Here is an 18,434-nt window from a genome sequence, read left to right on the forward strand (position 1 = left end):
GATTGCTTGTTTGACCGTTATGAATCCGGTGAGCAGGCAATTCTTGTTCATATCAACTTCACGCAAGAAGGGGAATGGGAAGATCTCAGCGAGTTTGAAATGCTGGTCTCCTCGGCGGGAGTCAATACGCTACGTGTTGTGACAGGTAGTCGTAAAACTCCCCACCCTAAGTATTACGTGGGAGAAGGTAAAGCACAGGAAATTGCCGAAGCAGTTCGGGCATTAGATGCCGAAATTGTCATATTCAACCACTCTCTTTCTCCAGCGCAAGAGCGCAACTTGGAGCAAATCTGTAAGTGCAGGGTGTTAGACCGTACCGGCCTGATCCTTGATATCTTTGCCCAGCGAGCACGAACCCATGAAGGTAAGTTGCAAGTTGAGTTGGCACAGCTACGTCATATCTCGACCCGCCTGATCCGAGGCTGGACCCACCTTGAACGCCAGAAAGGCGGGATAGGCTTGCGTGGTCCGGGTGAGACCCAGTTGGAAACCGACCGTCGTTTGCTGCGCGAGCGGATTAAAACCATTTTGCGTCGATTGGAAAAAGTAGCCAAGCAGCGGGAGCAAGGTCGCCGGGCGCGCAACCGAGCGGAAATCCCGACCATTTCCTTGGTGGGCTACACCAATGCCGGTAAGTCTACTTTGTTCAACCGGGTGACAGAGGCCGGGGTGTATGCGGCCGACCAGCTGTTTGCGACCTTGGATCCAACGCTTCGTAAAATCGACGTGGCGGATGTAGGTACAGCGATTCTTGCTGACACCGTTGGTTTTATTCGCCATTTGCCTCATGATTTGGTGGCGGCGTTTAAGGCAACATTGAAAGAGACTCAAGAAGCCACCTTGTTGTTACATGTGGTTGATGCTAGCGATGAGCGTTTTCGCGAAAACATCGAAGCGGTAGATGCTGTCCTCGAAGAAATCGAGGCCAACGAAGTACCGTCCTTGCTTGTCATGAATAAGATTGACAACTTGGAAGGGGCTGAGCCTCGTATCGAGCGTGATGGTGATGGTATCCCGCGTCGGGTATGGGTTTCAGCGATGGAAGGGCAGGGTATTGACCTGCTGTTCGAAGCACTGACGGAGCGGTTATCCGGAACGATGGTTAGGCATACTCTGTGTCTGCCGCCTCAGTTCATCGGCCGCTATCGCAGTAAGTTCTATCAGTTGGGCTGTATTTTGCATGAAGAATATGACCCTGACGGCAGCCTCAAAATTGATATCCGATTACCGCTGACAGAGTGGGCTCGGTTACAAAAAAGAGAAAGTACATCGCTTGATGACTTTATCGTTGCTTAATGGACTGCTAGAGTAATAAAAAAAACTGTCGTCATATCATATTGATGGAGTTCTATAATGGCGTGGAATGAGCCTGGTAACAACGGCGGCCGTGATAATGACCCTTGGGGGAATAATAATCGCGGTGGTCGTGATCAAGGTCCGCCGGATCTCGATGAGGTTTTCTCTAAACTGAGTCGCAAATTCGGTGGCGTTTTTGGGAATAAAAAAGGACCTTCAACGGGTGGCAGTGCCGCCGGTGTGGGGGTAGTGGTAGTATTGGCTGCCGCGGTATGGGGGTTTTCGGGCTTCTATACTATCGGTGAAGCTGAGAAGGGTGTCGTGCTGCGTTTTGGTGAGGCGCTGAAGGAGGAGGTTGGTCCGGGTCTTAACTGGAAGCCTACTTTTATTGACGAAGTGATCCCTGTCAACGTGCAGGCAATTCGTTCGCTGCGTAGTTCAGGCTTGATGCTGACCAAAGACGAGAACGTGCTGCAGGTTGAGATGGATGTGCAGTATCGCGTTGCTCAGCCGCAGAAGTATCTGTTCAGCGTGACCAATGCTGATGACAGCCTGCGTCAGGCCACAGACTCGGCGTTACGTGCGGTGATTGGCGACTCCACCATGGATCAGGCTCTGACAACGGGCCGTCAGGTGATCCGTGCCAATACCCAAAAAGCAATTGACGATATCATCCAGAAATACGATATGGGTCTGCAGGTTGTTGACGTCAACTTCCAGTCTGCCCGTCCGCCGGAAGCGGTGAAGGATGCATTCGATGACGCTATTGCTGCGCGAGAGGATGAAGAACGTTTCGTCCGTGAGGCAGAGGCATACAGCAATGATGTTCTACCGAAGGCAACCGGTCGTGCAGAGCGTATCAAGCGTGAGGCAGAAGGTTACTCTGAGCGCGTAGTCAATGGTGCGCTGGGTGAGGTCGCCCAGTTTGAAAAGCTATTGCCTGAGTATTTGGCCGCGAAGGAAGTGACGCGCGATCGTCTCTACCTTGAAACGATGGAACGCGTCTATTCCAATACTAGCAAGGTAATGGTGGACTCCAACTCAAGCGGTAATTTGTTGTACCTTCCTTTGGATAAGCTGGTTAAGCCGACAGAGCAAGGTAAACCACAAAGTGGCACAACTACCGACTACGGCATCGAGCTGGAAAAAGTAGAGACGGCGCCAGTAACAACGGCACCGCGTGCTAATACCGGTCGTCAGGGGAGATATTAATTATGCGTAAGTTAATTATCCCGGTCATTGTGATTGTGATCGCGACATTGCTGATGTCGATGTTCGTGGTGCAAGAAGGCGAGCGTGGGATTGTGGTGCGTTTCGGACGTATTCTGAAAGATGATCCGAAGGTTGATTCAAATGCTGTGCAGAACTCGACGGCTGAGATGGAGAATGCGCGGATCTACGAGCCGGGCCTGCATTTCAAAATGCCGGTATTTGACCGTGTACGCATGTTGGATGCACGTATCCAGACTATGGATGATCAGGCCGACCGTTTTGTAACGTCAGAGAAAAAAGACGTAATCATCGATACTTACGTAAAGTGGCGTATCGAAGACTTTGGTCGTTACTACCTGACCACGGGCGGCGGCGATGTGTCGACGGCACAGGCTCTGCTTAAGCGTAAGGTTGTTGACAGCTTGCGTTCTGAAATCGGTTCGCGTGAAATCAAGCAGATTGTTTCTGGGCCGGAACGCGGCACACCGGCGGCAACTGTCGTGAGTGATGACGATGTGGCACCTGCGACAGATATCGTGGCTGAAGTGGCACCGAGCAAGGAAGTGGAAGGCCAGCGTGATCAGATCATGGAAAACGTGCTGAAGGATATTCAGGTCAGCGCGATGAAGGATCTGGGCGTGCGTGTGGTTGACTTCCGTATGAAGAAAATCAACCTGCCAGATGAGATCAGTGAATCGATCTACCGCCGTATGCGTGCAGAGCGTGAGTCGGTAGCTCGTAAGCACCGTTCACAAGGGCGCGAGAAGGCCGAAGTGATTCGCGCCAAGTCCGACTTGGAAGTTGCGAAGATCCTAGCTGACGCTGACCGTGAAGCTCGAGTTTTACGTGGTACGGCGGATGCGAAGACGGCTGAGATTTACTCGTCAGCTTTTGGTAAGGATCCTGAGTTTTATAACTTCTTACGTTCACTCAAGGCTTACGAAAATAGCTTCAATTCGAAGAACGATATTCTGGTTGTTGACCCGAATACCGAATTCTTCAAGTACATGAAAGAGTCGAATGCTATAGGTACCGCTAACTAAGCAGTATCGGCAAAGCATCAAAGGCAAGACGAGAGTCTTGCCTTTTTTTTGCCTGTTGCTCTCGACTGCATAGGGCGTGGAAGCGGAGTATCGCGAACGGTTTTGGGTATAATGGCGGTACAACAACGGAGGCTCGGAATGAGTAATACAATTTGGCTGGCCTTGGGGCTGGTGTTGGTATTTGAAGGGCTCGGACCATTGCTGGCACCGCGAGGATGGCGTGAGATGGTGAGCCAATTGAGTCAGCAGGATGACAACACCTTACGCCGTATTGGAGGCTGCTTGGTGGTGGCCGGCAGTGTTATCGCCTATATGATGTACACTAGTATGTAAATGCCTCTAGCACAGTTGCGTGACATCGGTGTTGATGGCGTATTGGCTATGGTCAAAAAATGACTGCAACGTGACGTTTAAGGTGCTAGAATCCTTTTTTAACTACAGATAGACGAAGAAAGATGGCAAATAATGTAGTCGTTCTTGGCACCCAATGGGGTGACGAAGGTAAGGGAAAGATCGTTGATCTTTTGACTGAAGATGCAAAGTATGTAGTACGCTACCAAGGTGGCCATAACGCTGGACACACTCTTGTAATTGACGGTGAAAAGACAGTCCTTCACCTGATCCCATCAGGTATCTTGCGTGACAACGTTAAATGCATCATCGGTAACGGTGTTGTACTTTCTCCTGACGCACTGATGAAGGAAATGGGCCCGCTAGAAGAACGTGGTATTCCTGTTCGCGAGCGTCTATTCCTATCAGAAGCATGTCCGCTAATTCTTCCATACCACGTTGCGCTTGATCAGGCTCGTGAAATTGCTCGCGGTAAGAAAGCGATCGGTACAACAGGTCGTGGTATCGGTCCTGCGTACGAAGACAAAGTTGCTCGTCGCGGTCTGCGCGTTGGCGATCTATTCGATAAAGCTGCATTTGCTGAAAAGCTAAAAGAAGTAATGGCTTACCATAACTTCCAGCTAGAGCATTACTACAATGCAGAGCCTGTAAGCTACGAAGAAGTACTTGAAAACATCATGGCTCAGGCTGATATCCTGACCGCGATGGTTATTGATGTGACCAAAGAGCTTGATGATGCGCGTCTGCGTGGCGACAAGATCATGTTCGAAGGCGCGCAGGGTACACTGCTTGATATCGACCACGGTACTTACCCTTACGTAACGTCTTCTAACACTACTGCTGGTGGTGTTGCTGCCGGTTCTGGTTTTGGTCCTCGTCACCTAGGTTACATTCTGGGTATTGCGAAGGCTTACTGTACTCGCGTTGGTGCAGGTCCTTTCCCAACAGAGCTATACGACGGTCTAGACAAGCAAGATCCTGTCGGTAAGCACCTAGGTACAGTTGGCCACGAGTTTGGTGCGACAACGGGTCGTCTACGTCGTACAGGTTGGTTTGATGCCGTCGCTATGCGCCGTGCCGTACAAATCAACTCTATCTCAGGTTTCTGCCTGACTAAACTTGATGTACTTGATGGCTTGAAAGAGCTGAAAATCTGTACTGGCTACAAAACGCAATCTGGCGAGCTTCTAGAAGTATCACCAATGGCGGCAGATGCTTACGAGAACCTAGAGCTGATTTACGAAACAATGCCTGGTTGGTCTGAGAACACAGTTGGTGTGAAATCTCTAGACGAGCTTCCACAAGCGGCGTTGAACTACATCGCACGTATTGAAGAGCTAACGGGTGTGCCAATTGATATTATCTCTACTGGCCCAGACCGTAACGAGACAATCATCAAAGTTCACCCATACGGTAACTAATCCACTCGCGTCTAACGCCAGTGTTGATGAATAGAAACCAGCCTCCGGGCTGGTTTTTTTGTTTTTATTTCAAAATATTACAAGTGTCATAATCATAATGAATTTTCACTAAAGTCTATTTAGAATCGGCCGATACCCTGTTAATCCTTGACGTTGGAGCCCCATCATGAGCCTTCGAGCCTTGCTGATCACGACATTGCTGGTAGTGACCCCCGCTATGGCCTCTGAGGCTATCGGCGATGCGGTGCCTGTGTATACTGAAAACCAGCTGATCCGAATGTTTGACACCAATAGCCATCTTGAGCGTGTTAGAGCCGATGACTGCCAGTTGGTGCAGGACATTGAAGCGCGGGCGGTTAGGGTCGAGTCACCGGCCTACCAATACCTCTATGGCGATATGCTGGCATGGGGGGTATGCGTCAAGCGTGATGCCGAGCTTGGGATTCACTACATGCAAGAGGCGGCACAGCAAGGGTTACCGGCTGCGCTGGAGCAGCTGGGGCGTTACTATGCCCGAGGGATCCTTGTGCAGCAGGATAGCGAACGAGCGATTCCTTATTTGCGCGAAGCGGCATCGATGGGCAATGTTAATGCCCGGATTTTGTTAGCCGAGTTGTTGTTGAGAGATTACGGCAGCCCGTTGGATTTCGAGGATGCCTATCGCTGGCTATACCATACCGTGTCGGCGAGCAAGGTGACCCACAATAAAATTACCCAGTTGCGGCTGGGGCTAGAAAACCGGATGCCGGCCAATGTGATCGCCCGGGCCAAACGGCGTGATTCTTATTGGTGATAGAAAAAGACATAAAAAAGAGAAGCCTTTGGCTTCTCTTTTTTGTTATGGCGAATGCGACAAATAATCACAGCACTTTATGGGGGCCAAAACACTCATAGTGTAGCCTGTCTTCGGCTATTCCCTGTGCCAGCAGTTGTTTGGCGATCGACTGCATGAAGCCGACCGGGCCGCAGAAATAATAGTGCATGTCTGGCTCGCTGAGCATCTCGGCGACTGCGTTCAAATCCATCATCCCCTCGAACTGGAAGTCACGGTCAGGTTGGTCGCAGTCTCTTGGCTGGCGATACCAAGTATGGGACGAAATGTGAGGGTGGTGCTCAGCAAGATCGGCAATATACTCGCGGAAAGCATGGTGGCTACCGTTTTCGGCAGCATGTAGCCAGCGGACAGGGGCTTGGTGTTCTGTCAGGCTTTCAAGCATTGACAGGGTTGGAGTCAGGCCGACCCCGGCGGAGATCAGGGCGACGGGAGCTGACGGGGCGAGGTCGAGGAAAAAGTCGCCGGCAGGCGGCACAACGTTGATGGTATCGCCGATCTGTACCTGCTGGTGGAGGTAGCCGGAGACAAGCCCGCCCTCTTCGCGCTTGACGGAAATCCGGTACTGATCGGCTTGCGGCGCTGAAGATAAGCTGTATTGGCGAATTTCCTGGTTGTCGAATTCCTCCGGATGAAGGTAAACCCCCAGATACTGGCCGGGCCGGAATGGGGCGACGCAGCCACCGTCAACAGGCTTGAGGGTGAAGCTGGTGATGACTTCGCTTTCGGCTTTCTTGTCGGTGATAACAAATTCGCGGAGTCCCTGCCAGCCGCCCTGCTTGGCAGCGTTGTCGCTGTAAATCTCGGCTTCGCGTTTGATGAAGATATTTGCCAGCAGGCCGTAGGCTTCGCCCCATGCGTCGAGGACTTCTTGTCCTGGCGCGAGCAGTTCATCGATAGTGGCGAGCAGGTGCCCGCCGACAATCGCATACTGCTCGGCGGTGATCATAAAGCTGGTGTGTTTGTGGGCGATTTTCTCGACGGCTGGCAGCAGGGCGGCGAGGTTGTCGATGTGGGTGGCATAGGCGCAAATGGCGTTGAACAGGGCTTCGCGCTGGTCGCCGTTGCGCTGGTTGCTCATGTTGAAAATATCTTTGAGCTCGGGATTGTGGTGGAACATTCGTTCGTAAAAATGCGCAGTCAGGGCTGGGCCTGTCTGGGCGACAGCGGGTGTGGTGGCTTTGATTATCTCGATTGTTTGTGGGCTGAGCATGACTTTACCTATTATTAGTTGTATTTGTAATGCATGTTATAACTTGTATCTTATCTGTATCTTTTAGTCAATATCCAGATTAAAATGCCAGCAGGAGGAGTTATTGTGCAGCTGACAAGTTTTACCGATTACGGCCTGCGTGCCCTGATTTACCTTGCGACCCTACCACAAGGGGAGCTGGCGAGTATCACCAAGGTGACTGAAGTGTACGGGGTATCCCGCAACCATATGGTGAAGATTATCAATAAGCTAGGCCAGCTGGGGTATGTCGAGACGGTACGAGGCAAAAATGGCGGGATCCGTTTGGGTAAGCCTGCCGACCAGATAGTGATCGGAGATGTTGTTCGGGCAATAGAGCCGTTGCAAATTGTGAATTGCAGCGAAGAGTTTTGCCACATTACCCCTGCTTGCCGCTTGAAAGGGGTCCTGTTTAGTGCCCGGCAGGCGTTTCTTGCCGAGCTGGATGACCATACCCTTGCGGATATGATAGACAACAACCCGCCGCTGCGAGTGCTGTTGGAGCAGCCAGTGGCTGACTAACCCGCCGATAACTTCAAACCTCCCAGGGGAGCCGAAAATTTCGATCTGGCTCCCGTCTGTTCACCTAGGGCGCGGATATACTTGAAGCATATCCTCGCCAACTTGGATCTAATTATGTCAAAAGGTACTACCGAAATACCGGTCGATCCTTTTCGCGATCGCGAAGCATCAAACTACGAAAACCCGGTTCCTAGCCGAGAAATGCTGCTGGAAGTGATCCGCGGGTTTGATACACCGGTTAGCCGGGATCAGCTATTTGAAATGCTGAACCTGGAAGGGGACGACCAATATGAAGGCCTGCGCCGCCGCCTGAGGGCGATGGAACGCGATGGCCAGCTAATTTTTACCCGCCGTCAGTGCTATGCGTTGCCAGAGCGGTTGGATTTGATCAAGGGCCATGTGATTGGCCACCGTGACGGTTTTGGTTTCTTGCGTCCTGAAGGCAGCCATGCCAAGGAAGATGACCTGCTGTTGCCGCACCACCAGATGCGCGGTGTAATCCACGGTGATTATATTCTTGCTCAGGTTGCTGGTACGGATAAACGTGGCCGCCGCGAAGGCCGCGTGGTTCGCGTATTGAAACATTACGAAGGCCAGATTGTCGGTCGCTATTTCATCGAAGATGGCATGGGCTATGTGGTGCCGGATGATTCCCGTATCGCGCAGGATATTGTGATCCCGCAGGACCAGCGTCAGGGTGCCCGGATGGGGAACGTGGTGGTAGTGGAAATTACCCAGCGTGCGACCCGCCAGTACAACGCGATCGGCAAGATTGTCGAGGTTCTGGGTGAGAACATGGCGCCGGGGATGGAAATCGAGATCGCCCTGCGAACCCACGATATTCCTCACGAGTGGCCTACCGAGGTCGACAAGCAAATTCAAGGTCTTGGCGAAGAGGTTCCGGAAGAAGCCAAGCAAGGCCGGGTTGATCTGCGCAATCTGCCGTTGGTGACTATCGATGGCGAGGATGCCCGTGACTTTGATGACGCCGTTTACTGTGAGCGCAAGAAGTCGGGTGGCTGGCGTTTATGGGTCGCGATTGCCGACGTCAGTTACTACGTACGTCCGGGGACGGCGTTAGATAACGAAGCGGTGAAGCGCGGTAACTCCGTGTACTTCCCGTCTCAGGTTATCCCGATGCTGCCGGAAGTGCTGTCCAACGGTTTGTGTTCTCTGAACCCGCAGGTAGATCGTCTGTGTATGGTGTGTGAGATGACCATTTCAGATGCGGGTAAGTTGTCGGGTTACAAGCACTATGAAGCGGTGATGAACTCCCATGCCCGCCTGACCTACACCAAAGTTAGCAAGATGCTTGAAGGTGACGAGGAACTGCGCGAGCGCTATGCGCCGCTGGTGCCGCACCTTGAAGAGCTGTACAGCATGTACAAGGTACTCAAGCAGTCTCGTGAAGAGCGTGGTGCGATTGAGTTTGAAACGGTGGAAACCCAGTTCATTTTCAATGCCGATCGTAAGATTGACCGCATTGTTCCGGCTGAGCGTAACGATGCGCACAAGATCATCGAAGAATGTATGATCTTGGCCAACATCGCCTCTGCGCGTTTTGTGGAAAAAGCCAAAGAGCCGGCTCTGTACCGTGTTCACGATACTCCGGGTGAAGAGCGTCTAACCGGTTTCCGTGATTTCTTGGGTGAGCTGAGCCTGCAGTTGTCGGGAGGCCTTGAGCCGTCACCGAAAGACTATGCCGCATTGGCCAACTTGATCCAGAATCGTCCGGACAAAGAGCTGATCCAGACCATGTTGCTGCGCTCGATGAAGCAGGCCGTGTACCAGGCGGATAATATTGGCCACTTTGGTTTGGCGCTAAGCCAGTACGCGCACTTTACGTCACCGATCCGCCGTTACCCGGATTTGACCCTACACCGTGCAATCAAATATCTGGTTGCCAAGGAAAACGGGACAAACAAGGATCGCTGGACTCCGACCGGTGGTTACCATTACTCGTTTGACGACATGGATACGCTGGGCGAGCAGTGTTCGATGACCGAGCGCCGTGCCGATGATGCGACCCGTGATGTGGCCGATTGGCTCAAGTGTGAGTACATGCAGGATCACGTCGGCGACGTGTTTGACGGTGTGATTGCCAATGTGACGGGCTTTGGTTTCTTCGTTCGCCTAAACGAGCTGAATATCGATGGGCTTGTCCATATCTCGAACCTGGCCAATGATTACTATCAGTATGATCCGATCGGCCAGCGCTTGATTGGCGACGCATCGGGCCAGGTTTACCGTCTTGGTGATACGGTGACGGTAAAAGTTGCCTCTATCAACTTGAATGACCGCCAGATTGACTTCGATATCGTTGGCAGCAACCGCAAGCCGAGCCGTGCTGGCAAGACTGGCCGCGACCGCGAGAAGCGTGAGAAGAAGCAGCGGATGCGCAAGGCCGAGGGTCTGCAGCGTCAGAGCCTGAAGGTTTACCGTGTCGAAGGCGGTGAGGCACAGGATGAAGACAACGCCAAGAGCAAGAAAACCCGTCGTTCGGTACGCCAGAAACTCAAGACCGGGGCTATCCCTGCGATAGAGGGCGACAAGGCTCCACACGGCAAGGGCCGCAAAGGCAAGCCGGAAGTCGCTGGCGCCGATCCGGCGAAAAAGAAAAAATCGACCAAGGCACGTAAGAAAAAAGCGCGTCCTGGCAAAAAAGAACGTGCAGCAAAGAAGAACTAATCCATGAGTAATGACATGATTTTCGGTATTCATGCCGTACAGGCCGTATTGGCATCAGATCCATCGCGTTTCATTGAGGTATTTGTCCTCAAGGGGCGTGAGGATGACCGCTTGCTACCTGTGCTCAATGAGCTTCAGGCGCTGGGTATTACGATTCAGCAAGCTGGACGTAAGGCACTTGATGACAAGGCGAAAGGGGCCTCGCACCAAGGGGTTATTGCCCGCGTTCGTCCTGGTAAACAGTACAACGAGAATGATCTTGACGACATTCTTGCCGGCAAGGACAGCCCATTGCTGTTGGTGCTGGACGGTGTGACCGATCCGCACAACCTTGGCGCATGTCTGCGAAATGCCGATGCGGCGGGTGCTGTGGCAGTGATTATACCTAAAGATCGTTCGGCGCAGCTCAATGCGACAGCGAGCAAGGTGGCATGTGGTGCCGCAGAAGTGGTGCCGTTGGTGCGTGTGACCAACTTGGCCCGCACCTTGCGCCATTTGCAGGAGCAAGGCGTGTGGGTTGTCGGTACGGCAGGCGAGGCGACTCATGATATCTACCAGAGCAAGCTAACCGGCCCGTTGGCGATTGTAATGGGGGCTGAGGGTGAGGGCATGCGCCGCCTGACGCGTGAAACCTGTGACGATCTGATTAAGATCCCGATGTCTGGTTCGGTATCGAGCCTGAACGTTTCCGTTGCGACGGGGATCTGCCTGTTCGAGGCTGTTCGCCAGCGTCAGTAATCGACCTCTCGGCCAGAGTGCTGGTCGAGAATATGAGCGACAACAACCGGTGCGGCACGTAGGTGCGGCACCGGTTTTTTTGTATCTGTCGGTCATGTGTTGCGTGCGGGGGTGTACGGAGGGCGAGGGTGAGTTCAACGCTCTGCAGACGTCTATCTGTCTGAATAGCCGTTGTGTTTTATTTGCTGAGATATCTTCTGCCAGCGAAGAAAATTCGCTTGCTTAAATTGTCCATTCTCTATACTATTCTGCCTCCAAATTCTCGGTTATTTATCTTAGTTCCTTGCTTCTCCTGGATGACCGAGCCAAATAGAGAAGCTGAATAATCCGTAAGGAGCAACCCATGCGTCATTACGAAATCGTATTCATGGTGCACCCAGATCAAAGCGAGCAAGTTGCTGGCATGATCGAGCGCTACACTGGTGCAATCAAAGATTCTGGTGGTCAGATTCACCGTCTAGAAGATTGGGGCCGTCGTCAAATGGCTTACCCAATCAACAAGCTGCACAAAGCACACTACGTTCTAATGAACGTTGAAGCTGAGCAGTCTGTAGTTGACGAGCTAGAGTCTAACTTCCGCTTCAACGATGCTGTGATCCGTAACATGATCATGCGCACTAAAGGCGCTATCACTGAGCCATCTCCAATGATGAAGGCTAAAGAAGAGCGTGCCCCACGTCGTGAAGAGCGTGCAGAAGCACAATCTGAAGGCGAAGCAGCAGCTGAGTAATTTGTAAATGACCAATCGTCTGGAGTTGTCTGGCGTTATCGCCAAGGACCCCAAACGGAGCCAGTCGCTGGCGGGGATCCCTCATTGTCACTTTGTGCTTGAGCACCGTTCCTACCAGCAAGAAGCTGATTTACCACGCCAGGTGTATTGCTACATCAACGTGGTGGTTAGTGGGCAAGGTCAGCAAGTACTCACTCAAGATTTAGCTATCGGAAGCCACATTAAGGTAGGGGGCTTTGTTTCTTACCACACCGGCCGTAATGGCATCGGTAAATTAGTGTTGCACGCCGATCACATTGAAAAAATTTAGTTCAGGAGATAAGCCCATGGCACGTTTCTTCCGTCGTCGTAAGTTCTGCCGTTTCACTGCAGAAGGCGTACAAGAGATTGACTACAAAGATGTAGCAACTCTGAAAAACTACATCACTGAAGCTGGTAAAATCGTACCAAGCCGTATCACTGGTACTCGCGCTAAATACCAGCGCCAGCTAGCTCGCGCTATCAAGCGTTCTCGTTACCTAGCACTTCTACCATACACTGACAAGCATCAGTAATCGGTAGCGGTTTAATTAAGTTTAAGAGGACAAGATAATGCAAGTTATTCTACTTGATAAAATCGGTAACCTAGGTGGCCTAGGCGACCAGGTTAACGTTAAAGCTGGCTACGCTCGTAACTTCCTAATCCCACAGGGCAAGGCAGTTATGGCAACTAAAGCTAACGTTGAAATGTTCGAAGTACGTCGTGCTGAACTAGAAGCAAAAGTTGCTGAGCAACTAGCTGCTTCTGAAGCTCGTGCTGAGAAAGTTAACGCGCTTGAAGCTGTAGTTATCGCTTCTAAAGCTGGTGACGAAGGTAAGCTATTCGGTTCTATCGGTACTCGTGACATCGCTGATGCAATCACTGCAGCTGGCGTTGAAGTAGCGAAGAGCGAAGTTCGCCTACCTGAAGGTGCACTACGTACAACTGGTGAATTCGAGATCAGCATCCAGCTGCACTCTGACGTATTCGCAACTGTTAAACTAAACGTTGTAGCTGAAGCTTAATAACGTTTTGTTTGATATTTAAAACCAGCCTTCGGGCTGGTTTTTTTATACCTGTTATTTGAGCTTTTGCGGCTTGTTATTGGATCTTGAACAGCAGGTTTACCGTCATTGCCGAGTCGCGCTTTTCCAGCCCGTCGGGCACCCAGCTGTTGAGCTTCTGGGTATTGCTGATCCTGATGGCGACATGATCGTTGATTGCCGTAGTCAGGTTGAGCTCCGTTTCCATGGTGCTGTTGCTGTTGCCGGCAATTCCCGTAATACGGGCATTGAGCTCGATATCCTTAGTGGGTTTCCATGTCAGCTTGGTGCTGCCACGGAGGATCGGCTCGTCGACGATTTCCTGCAAGATGATATCGTCGTCGTCAATTTCGTCCAGATTGGGCTCCTGATGGCGATAGCCGGGGCCGGCTTCTACTTCCACCTGCAGGGTTTCACGCCGGATCAGCTGGTAACCGATACCGGTTGCGAGCGTGAAGTCGATAAAATAGGGCCCGTAGCGGTCATCGATATAGCTGATGTTGCCAAGCACATAGGTTCTCTCGTTAACCTTCATGTCACTTTGCAGCTCCAGCGAGCCCTTGCGCTTGTCCTCTTCGCCGTCCTTTTCAGCCAGCAGGAACTTGGCCTCTCCGGTATGTCGGTACTGGTTTTTGACGTAGGTGGCTGCCAGCCGGGTATTGAGCGTCTGCGAGTCGGAATTCCCTCCGAGCGATTGGTAGCCGAGTTCGATTTCGCTGCTCCAAGGCGGCGGAATACGGGTTGGGCGGTCATCATCCTCTGCGTAGGCATGGATGCTGGTGACAAGCAAAAGAATTGGCAGGTAGCGTGCCAAGCGGCCTCCTTGGTGACGGGAGTGGTTGCGGGATCAGCGCGCAAGTATAGCGCATTTCTGTCAGCTTTTGGTCAAGATAGAAGAGGGCTTCTGGGCATTCGCTCTGCAAGGTCTATGATGGGGGGGTTAATTTGCCGAGGAGGCTATATTGAGAGGTGGACTAGGGTATAATGCTCGGCCTAGTTTCCGGCAATGATTTCAATTCCTATGGCAGAGAAAAGCAAACCGAACCCTCATAAAGACGCCAAGATGGATGCCATCAAGATGGCTCCCCACTCACTGGAGGCTGAACAATCAGTCCTCGGCGGCCTGCTGCTCGATAACGAGAAGTGGGATGTGGTGGCAGAGAAAGTGGTTGCCAAAGATTTCTACAGCCGCCCGCACCGGATTATTTTCGAAAGCGTGGCCTTGCTGTTGGAGTCGGGCCAGCCACTGGACTTGATTACATTATCGGAGCACCTTGAGCGCTCTAGCCAGCTTGATGACGTTGGTGGTTTCGCCTATTTGGCTGAATTGGCCAAGAATACCCCGTCGGCGGCGAATATTTTGGCCTATGCTGAGATTGTCCGAGAGCGGGCTCTGATCCGCGATATGATCAGCGTGGCCAACGAAATTGCCGATGCGGGCTATGATCCCCAGGGCCGCGACAGCGAAGAGTTGCTCGATATGGCAGAGAGTAAAGTCTTTGCCATTGCCGAGCAGCGCACCTCGCAGAACGAAGGTCCCCAGAGCGTCGAAACCATCTTGGAAAAGACCCTGGAAAAAATCGAGCTGCTCTACCAGTCACCGCAAGACGGGGTGACGGGGGTCTCGAGCGGTTTTACCGACCTCGACAAGAAAACGGCCGGCCTTCAGGGGTCGGATTTGATTATCGTCGCCGCCCGTCCGTCGATGGGTAAGACGACCTTCGCCATGAACCTGTGCGAAAACGCGGCCATGGAGCAGGACAAGCCTGTGCTGATCTTCTCGCTCGAGATGCCCGCGGAACAGATCATGATGCGTATGCTGGCCTCCTTGTCACGGGTTGATCAGACCAAAATCCGTACCGGTCAGTTGGAAGACGAGGATTGGGCGCGTATTTCATCGACGATGGGTCTGCTGATGGAAAAGAAGAGCATGTACATCGATGACAGCTCTGGCCTGACCCCGACCGAGGTTCGCTCCCGTGCCCGCCGTATCGCCCGGGACCATGGCGGTTTGAGCATGATCATGGTGGACTACCTTCAGCTGATGCGGGTACCGGGCTATCAGGATAACCGTACCTTGGAGATCGCGGAAATTTCCCGCTCTCTAAAAGCCCTGGCCAAAGAGCTTAACGTGCCCGTGGTCGCCTTGTCGCAGCTTAACCGCTCGTTGGAGCAACGTGCCGATAAACGTCCGGTGAACTCCGACTTGCGTGAATCGGGCGCGATCGAACAGGATGCTGACTTGATCATGTTCATTTACCGTGACGAGGTTTACCATGAGGACAGTGCCCTCAAAGGGATCGCCGAAATTATTATCGGTAAGCAGCGTAATGGTCCAATCGGTACGGTTCGCCTGACGTTCCAAGGGCAGTTCTCACGCTTTGATAATTATCAGGGCCCAGCTTACGACGACGAGTGATCTAGCAGTAGCTCCGGATAACCGGAAGAAATAAATAGGATTTTCGATGAAAGCGGCAACCGCGTATATCAATACCCAGGCACTGACCCATAATGTCAGTCAGATCCGCGCCCAAGCGCCGAACAGCAAGGTGCTGGCGGTGGTGAAAGCCAATGGCTATGGCCATGGCCTCGGCCATGTCGCCCAGAGCTTGCCCGATGTGGATGGGTTTGGGGTTGCCAGGATCGAGGAAGCCCTGACACTGAGGGCTGATGGGGTGGTCAAGCCGATTTTGTTGCTTGAGGGATTTTATGCCCCCTCTGATCTGCCTGTTTTGGTGACCAACAATATCCATACCGTTGTTCATTCCTTTGAACAGCTCGAAGCGCTTGAGCTGGCCGAGCTGGAAAGCCCGGTGGTGGTTTGGCTGAAGATTGACACCGGGATGCACCGTTTAGGGGTTCGCCCTGAGCAGCTGGCAGGGTTTACCGAGCGTCTACATGCCTGTGCTAACGTTGCCAAGCCGTTGCGCTATATTAGCCACTTTGGCTGTGCCGATGATTTGGGCAGCGATGTGACTCACCAGCAAATCAGTACATTTACCTCCCTGACCCAAGGTTGTCGGGGCGAGCGCTCGCTGGCGGCATCTGCCGGTATATTGGCGTGGCCAGATAGCCATATGGAGTGGATTCGCCCAGGCATCATTATGTACGGTGTATCGCCGTTCGTGGAGCCAGATCGCTTGGCGGCCGCCTATGATCTGAAACCGGTGATGACCTTGACCTCTAGCCTTATTGCGGTGCGTGAGGTGAAAAAGGGCGAGTCGGTCGGTTATGGCGGTATTTGGACCAGCGAGCGTGATACCAAGGTCGGCGTTATTGCCATTGGCTATGGTGACGGCTATCCGCGTACGGCCCCGAACGGGACGCCGGTATTGGTCAACGGCCGTATCGTGCCGATGGCCGGCCGGGTTTCGATGGATATGCTGACGGTGGATTTGGGGCCGGATTCGGCCGACAAGGTCGGTGACGAGGCCGTCTTGTGGGGAGAAGGGCTGCCGGCAGAAATTGTGGCCGAGCATATAGGTACCATTGCCTATGAACTCGTCACCAAGCTGACCTCTCGAGTTACGATGGCCTATGTTTAACAAGGGACGAATACAGAGTTGCCTAACATAAAATTATTGAAAGCCGCAGCATTGGTTGCGGCTTTTTCACATCCGATATCTGCATTTGCTGATGGTTGGCCTACTTGGGAGCCGGATTCCGCGGTGGTCCCTTTTATTTTTTCGACCGATGCGATGGGGCTCTCCATTGGTATGGCCGGGGTGCTGAAAGGGGCCGGGCAACCTCAAGCGGCCTTGTTGGGTGCCGGGTTGGTAACCGATAAAGGGACTTGGCTTGGGTATCTCGGAGCCAGTAATTATACCTACAGTCTTGAAAGCCGTTGGTTGTTCGGTGCGGAGTTGTATACTGCCGAATTTAAGCAATTTGATTACTTTTTGGGTGACGCTACAGGCAATGGTTCATCGGCAGAGGACAAGGTCGTTGCCGATGCAAGCGAGTCGCAGTATCGGTTGTCGATGCGCTATGTGTTGCCGATAGGGGCGGGGGCAAGCCGAGGTGTGTCGGCTGCATTTGTACCTGGACGCAAGTTGACCGGGCATGTACCGTGGCAAAGCGGGGTCAGTACCATTGAGCTGCGGCCATTTTATCAAAGTCGAGAATTTGCCAATTTGCCGATGGGCGAGATTGCGCCAGCCGGATTTAGCGAGGCTTCGTCGGTATGGGGATTAGAGACTCGCTTTGATTGGGATAATCGCAACAATACCCGTAATCCGACCGATGGTAGCCGGAGCCAATTTTCGGTATCGGTTGATCCCGGGGGCAGCGATCGCCCGAGCTGGTGGAAGTGGGAGCTCAACCAGAGTTGGTTTTGGAATGCAGGGCCGCTTGGCGAAGTCTTCGACCAACAAGTTATCGCTTTTAACGTGTACACTGGTGATACCCCGAGCTGGAATCAGACGGATACGGTGAATGGTCATGAGGTTTTTCGTCGACCGCCCGCTTATGCGGGGATGCGGCTTGGTGGGCTGTATCGCTTGCGTAGCTTTGCCAGCGGGCGCTATGCTGATCGTTCAGCACTGAGCTATAGCTTGGAGTACCGTATATTGCCAGACTGGCAGCCGCTTAAGGAGTGGCCGGTGTTTGAGTGGTATGATGTTCCTTGGTGGCAGTGGGTTGCGTTTGCCGATGTTGGCCGCGTGGCCGGTGAATATGATTTGGCTGAACTTCACCGCGACATGAAGTGGAGCGCGGGTGGCGCGATCCGTTTTCAGGTAGAAGGGGTTGTGGTTCGCACCGAGATGGCATGGGGTAGCGAAGACAGTATCTTTAGGGTCATGATCAACCAGCCATTTTAATGTCATTAATGCATAATGAGGGCGGGGGACTGAAGTGCCCCGCCTTTTTTGTTTCTGTTATGTGCTTTGCAAGGTCACGATAATTCGGCGGGTTCCGCCGTGGTCTCGATGTTCGCCAAGGTATATTCCCTGCCATGTTCCTAGGGCCAGGCGACCGTGGCTTATTGGCAGGGTTAGGCTGTTACCGAGCAACGATGCCTTGATGTGTGCCGGCATGTCGTCATCCCCTTCATACGTATGACGGTAATAGGAGGCCCGCTCGGGAACGCTGTGGTTAAAATGAGCCTCCATGTCACTGCGCACAGTTGGGTCGGCATTTTCGTTGATGGTGAGGCTTGCCGAAGTATGCTGGATGAATAGATGAGCCAGTCCTATCTCGATTTGTTTGAGTTCTGGTAATTGTTGTTCGATTTCATCAGTGATCAGATGGAAGCCCCGTGTTCTGGCGCGCAGTGTCAGTTGTTTTTGGTACCACATGGCGAACTCCT

At 52.6% G+C, this 18,434-nt stretch carries 19 protein-coding genes; 16 read left to right on the plus strand and 3 right to left on the minus strand.

Annotation, left to right across the window (positions count from 1 at the left end; genetic code table 11):
* Positions 1-6 precede the first annotated feature (6 nt).
* The 6 genes from hflX to motX all read left to right on the plus strand — a co-directional run bounded on the left by hflX (position 7) and on the right by motX (position 6,116).
* Positions 7-1,296: a ribosome rescue GTPase HflX gene (gene hflX / locus ACSF8X_RS03665; RefSeq protein ID WP_047881184.1), complete on the plus strand. Its 1,290-nt coding sequence runs from the start codon at positions 7-9 to the stop codon at positions 1,294-1,296.
* A 57-nt stretch (positions 1,297-1,353) separates the two neighbouring features.
* Positions 1,354-2,508: an FtsH protease activity modulator HflK gene (gene hflK / locus ACSF8X_RS03670; protein WP_047881183.1), complete on the plus strand. Its 1,155-nt coding sequence runs from the start codon at positions 1,354-1,356 to the stop codon at positions 2,506-2,508.
* A 2-nt stretch (positions 2,509-2,510) separates the two neighbouring features.
* Positions 2,511-3,551 (plus strand): protease modulator HflC, encoded by a 1,041-nt coding sequence (gene hflC / locus ACSF8X_RS03675; RefSeq protein ID WP_500850723.1) that lies wholly within the window; start codon positions 2,511-2,513, stop codon positions 3,549-3,551.
* Positions 3,552-3,689: 138 nt separating this feature from the next.
* Complete coding sequence (locus ACSF8X_RS03680) at positions 3,690-3,884, plus strand: DUF2065 domain-containing protein (RefSeq protein ID WP_047881181.1); 195 nt, start codon at positions 3,690-3,692, stop codon at positions 3,882-3,884.
* Between the two features lie 122 nt (positions 3,885-4,006).
* On the plus strand, positions 4,007-5,323 hold the full coding sequence (locus ACSF8X_RS03685) for an adenylosuccinate synthase (RefSeq protein ID WP_047881180.1): 1,317 nt from the start codon (positions 4,007-4,009) through the stop codon (positions 5,321-5,323).
* Positions 5,324-5,489: 166 nt separating this feature from the next.
* Positions 5,490-6,116 (plus strand): flagellar protein MotX, encoded by a 627-nt coding sequence (motX, locus tag ACSF8X_RS03690; RefSeq protein ID WP_047881179.1) that lies wholly within the window; start codon positions 5,490-5,492, stop codon positions 6,114-6,116.
* A gap of 67 nt (positions 6,117-6,183) precedes the next feature.
* Here motX and hmpA read toward each other — a convergent pair whose 3' ends face one another.
* On the minus strand, positions 6,184-7,368 hold the full coding sequence (gene hmpA / locus ACSF8X_RS03695; RefSeq protein ID WP_500850724.1) for an NO-inducible flavohemoprotein: 1,185 nt from the start codon (positions 7,366-7,368) through the stop codon (positions 6,184-6,186).
* Between the two features lie 105 nt (positions 7,369-7,473).
* Between hmpA and nsrR the strand changes: the two genes are divergently transcribed.
* The 7 genes from nsrR (at position 7,474) to rplI (ending at position 13,108) form a co-directional block, all read left to right on the plus strand.
* Entirely contained in the window at positions 7,474-7,908 is a 435-nt protein-coding gene (nsrR, locus tag ACSF8X_RS03700; protein WP_047881177.1) for a nitric oxide-sensing transcriptional repressor NsrR, read from the plus strand.
* Positions 7,909-8,022: 114 nt separating this feature from the next.
* Positions 8,023-10,596, plus strand: coding sequence for a ribonuclease R (gene rnr, locus ACSF8X_RS03705; RefSeq protein ID WP_500850725.1), 2,574 nt, complete (start codon positions 8,023-8,025; stop codon positions 10,594-10,596).
* A gap of 3 nt (positions 10,597-10,599) precedes the next feature.
* Complete coding sequence (gene rlmB / locus ACSF8X_RS03710) at positions 10,600-11,334, plus strand: 23S rRNA (guanosine(2251)-2'-O)-methyltransferase RlmB (RefSeq protein ID WP_500850726.1); 735 nt, start codon at positions 10,600-10,602, stop codon at positions 11,332-11,334.
* A 343-nt stretch (positions 11,335-11,677) separates the two neighbouring features.
* A complete protein-coding gene (rpsF, locus tag ACSF8X_RS03715; RefSeq protein WP_047881174.1) occupies positions 11,678-12,064 on the plus strand; it encodes a 30S ribosomal protein S6 in 387 nt (128 codons plus the stop codon).
* A 7-nt stretch (positions 12,065-12,071) separates the two neighbouring features.
* Positions 12,072-12,374, plus strand: a complete 303-nt coding sequence (priB, locus tag ACSF8X_RS03720) for a primosomal replication protein N (RefSeq protein WP_047881173.1) — start codon at positions 12,072-12,074, stop codon at positions 12,372-12,374.
* Between the two features lie 16 nt (positions 12,375-12,390).
* On the plus strand, positions 12,391-12,618 hold the full coding sequence (gene rpsR, locus ACSF8X_RS03725) for a 30S ribosomal protein S18 (protein WP_002539422.1): 228 nt from the start codon (positions 12,391-12,393) through the stop codon (positions 12,616-12,618).
* Between the two features lie 37 nt (positions 12,619-12,655).
* Complete coding sequence (gene rplI, locus ACSF8X_RS03730; RefSeq protein ID WP_047881172.1) at positions 12,656-13,108, plus strand: 50S ribosomal protein L9; 453 nt, start codon at positions 12,656-12,658, stop codon at positions 13,106-13,108.
* A gap of 76 nt (positions 13,109-13,184) precedes the next feature.
* Here the strand turns inward: rplI and ACSF8X_RS03735 are convergent, their stop codons facing one another.
* The gene (locus ACSF8X_RS03735; RefSeq protein WP_053062611.1) at positions 13,185-13,940 is read right to left on the minus strand and encodes a DUF481 domain-containing protein; all 756 of its coding nucleotides are present in this window, start codon (positions 13,938-13,940) and stop codon (positions 13,185-13,187) included.
* A 207-nt stretch (positions 13,941-14,147) separates the two neighbouring features.
* Here ACSF8X_RS03735 and ACSF8X_RS03740 point away from each other — a divergent pair, with 207 nt between their 5' ends.
* The 3 genes from ACSF8X_RS03740 to ACSF8X_RS03750 are packed head-to-tail and all read left to right on the plus strand — an operon-like array spanning position 14,148 to position 17,946.
* A complete protein-coding gene (locus ACSF8X_RS03740; protein ID WP_047881171.1) occupies positions 14,148-15,545 on the plus strand; it encodes a replicative DNA helicase in 1,398 nt (465 codons plus the stop codon).
* Positions 15,546-15,591: 46 nt separating this feature from the next.
* Entirely contained in the window at positions 15,592-16,671 is a 1,080-nt protein-coding gene (alr, locus tag ACSF8X_RS03745) for an alanine racemase (RefSeq protein WP_500850727.1), read from the plus strand.
* 18 nt (positions 16,672-16,689) lie between these two features.
* Positions 16,690-17,946, plus strand: a complete 1,257-nt coding sequence (locus ACSF8X_RS03750; protein ID WP_500850728.1) for a BamA/TamA family outer membrane protein — start codon at positions 16,690-16,692, stop codon at positions 17,944-17,946.
* A gap of 57 nt (positions 17,947-18,003) precedes the next feature.
* On the opposite strand, the gene ACSF8X_RS03755 is transcribed toward ACSF8X_RS03750, so the two are convergent.
* The gene (locus tag ACSF8X_RS03755) at positions 18,004-18,423 is read right to left on the minus strand and encodes a secondary thiamine-phosphate synthase enzyme YjbQ (protein ID WP_500850729.1); all 420 of its coding nucleotides are present in this window, start codon (positions 18,421-18,423) and stop codon (positions 18,004-18,006) included.
* Positions 18,424-18,434 lie beyond the last annotated feature (11 nt).

Source organism: Photobacterium panuliri (assembly GCF_059920555.1).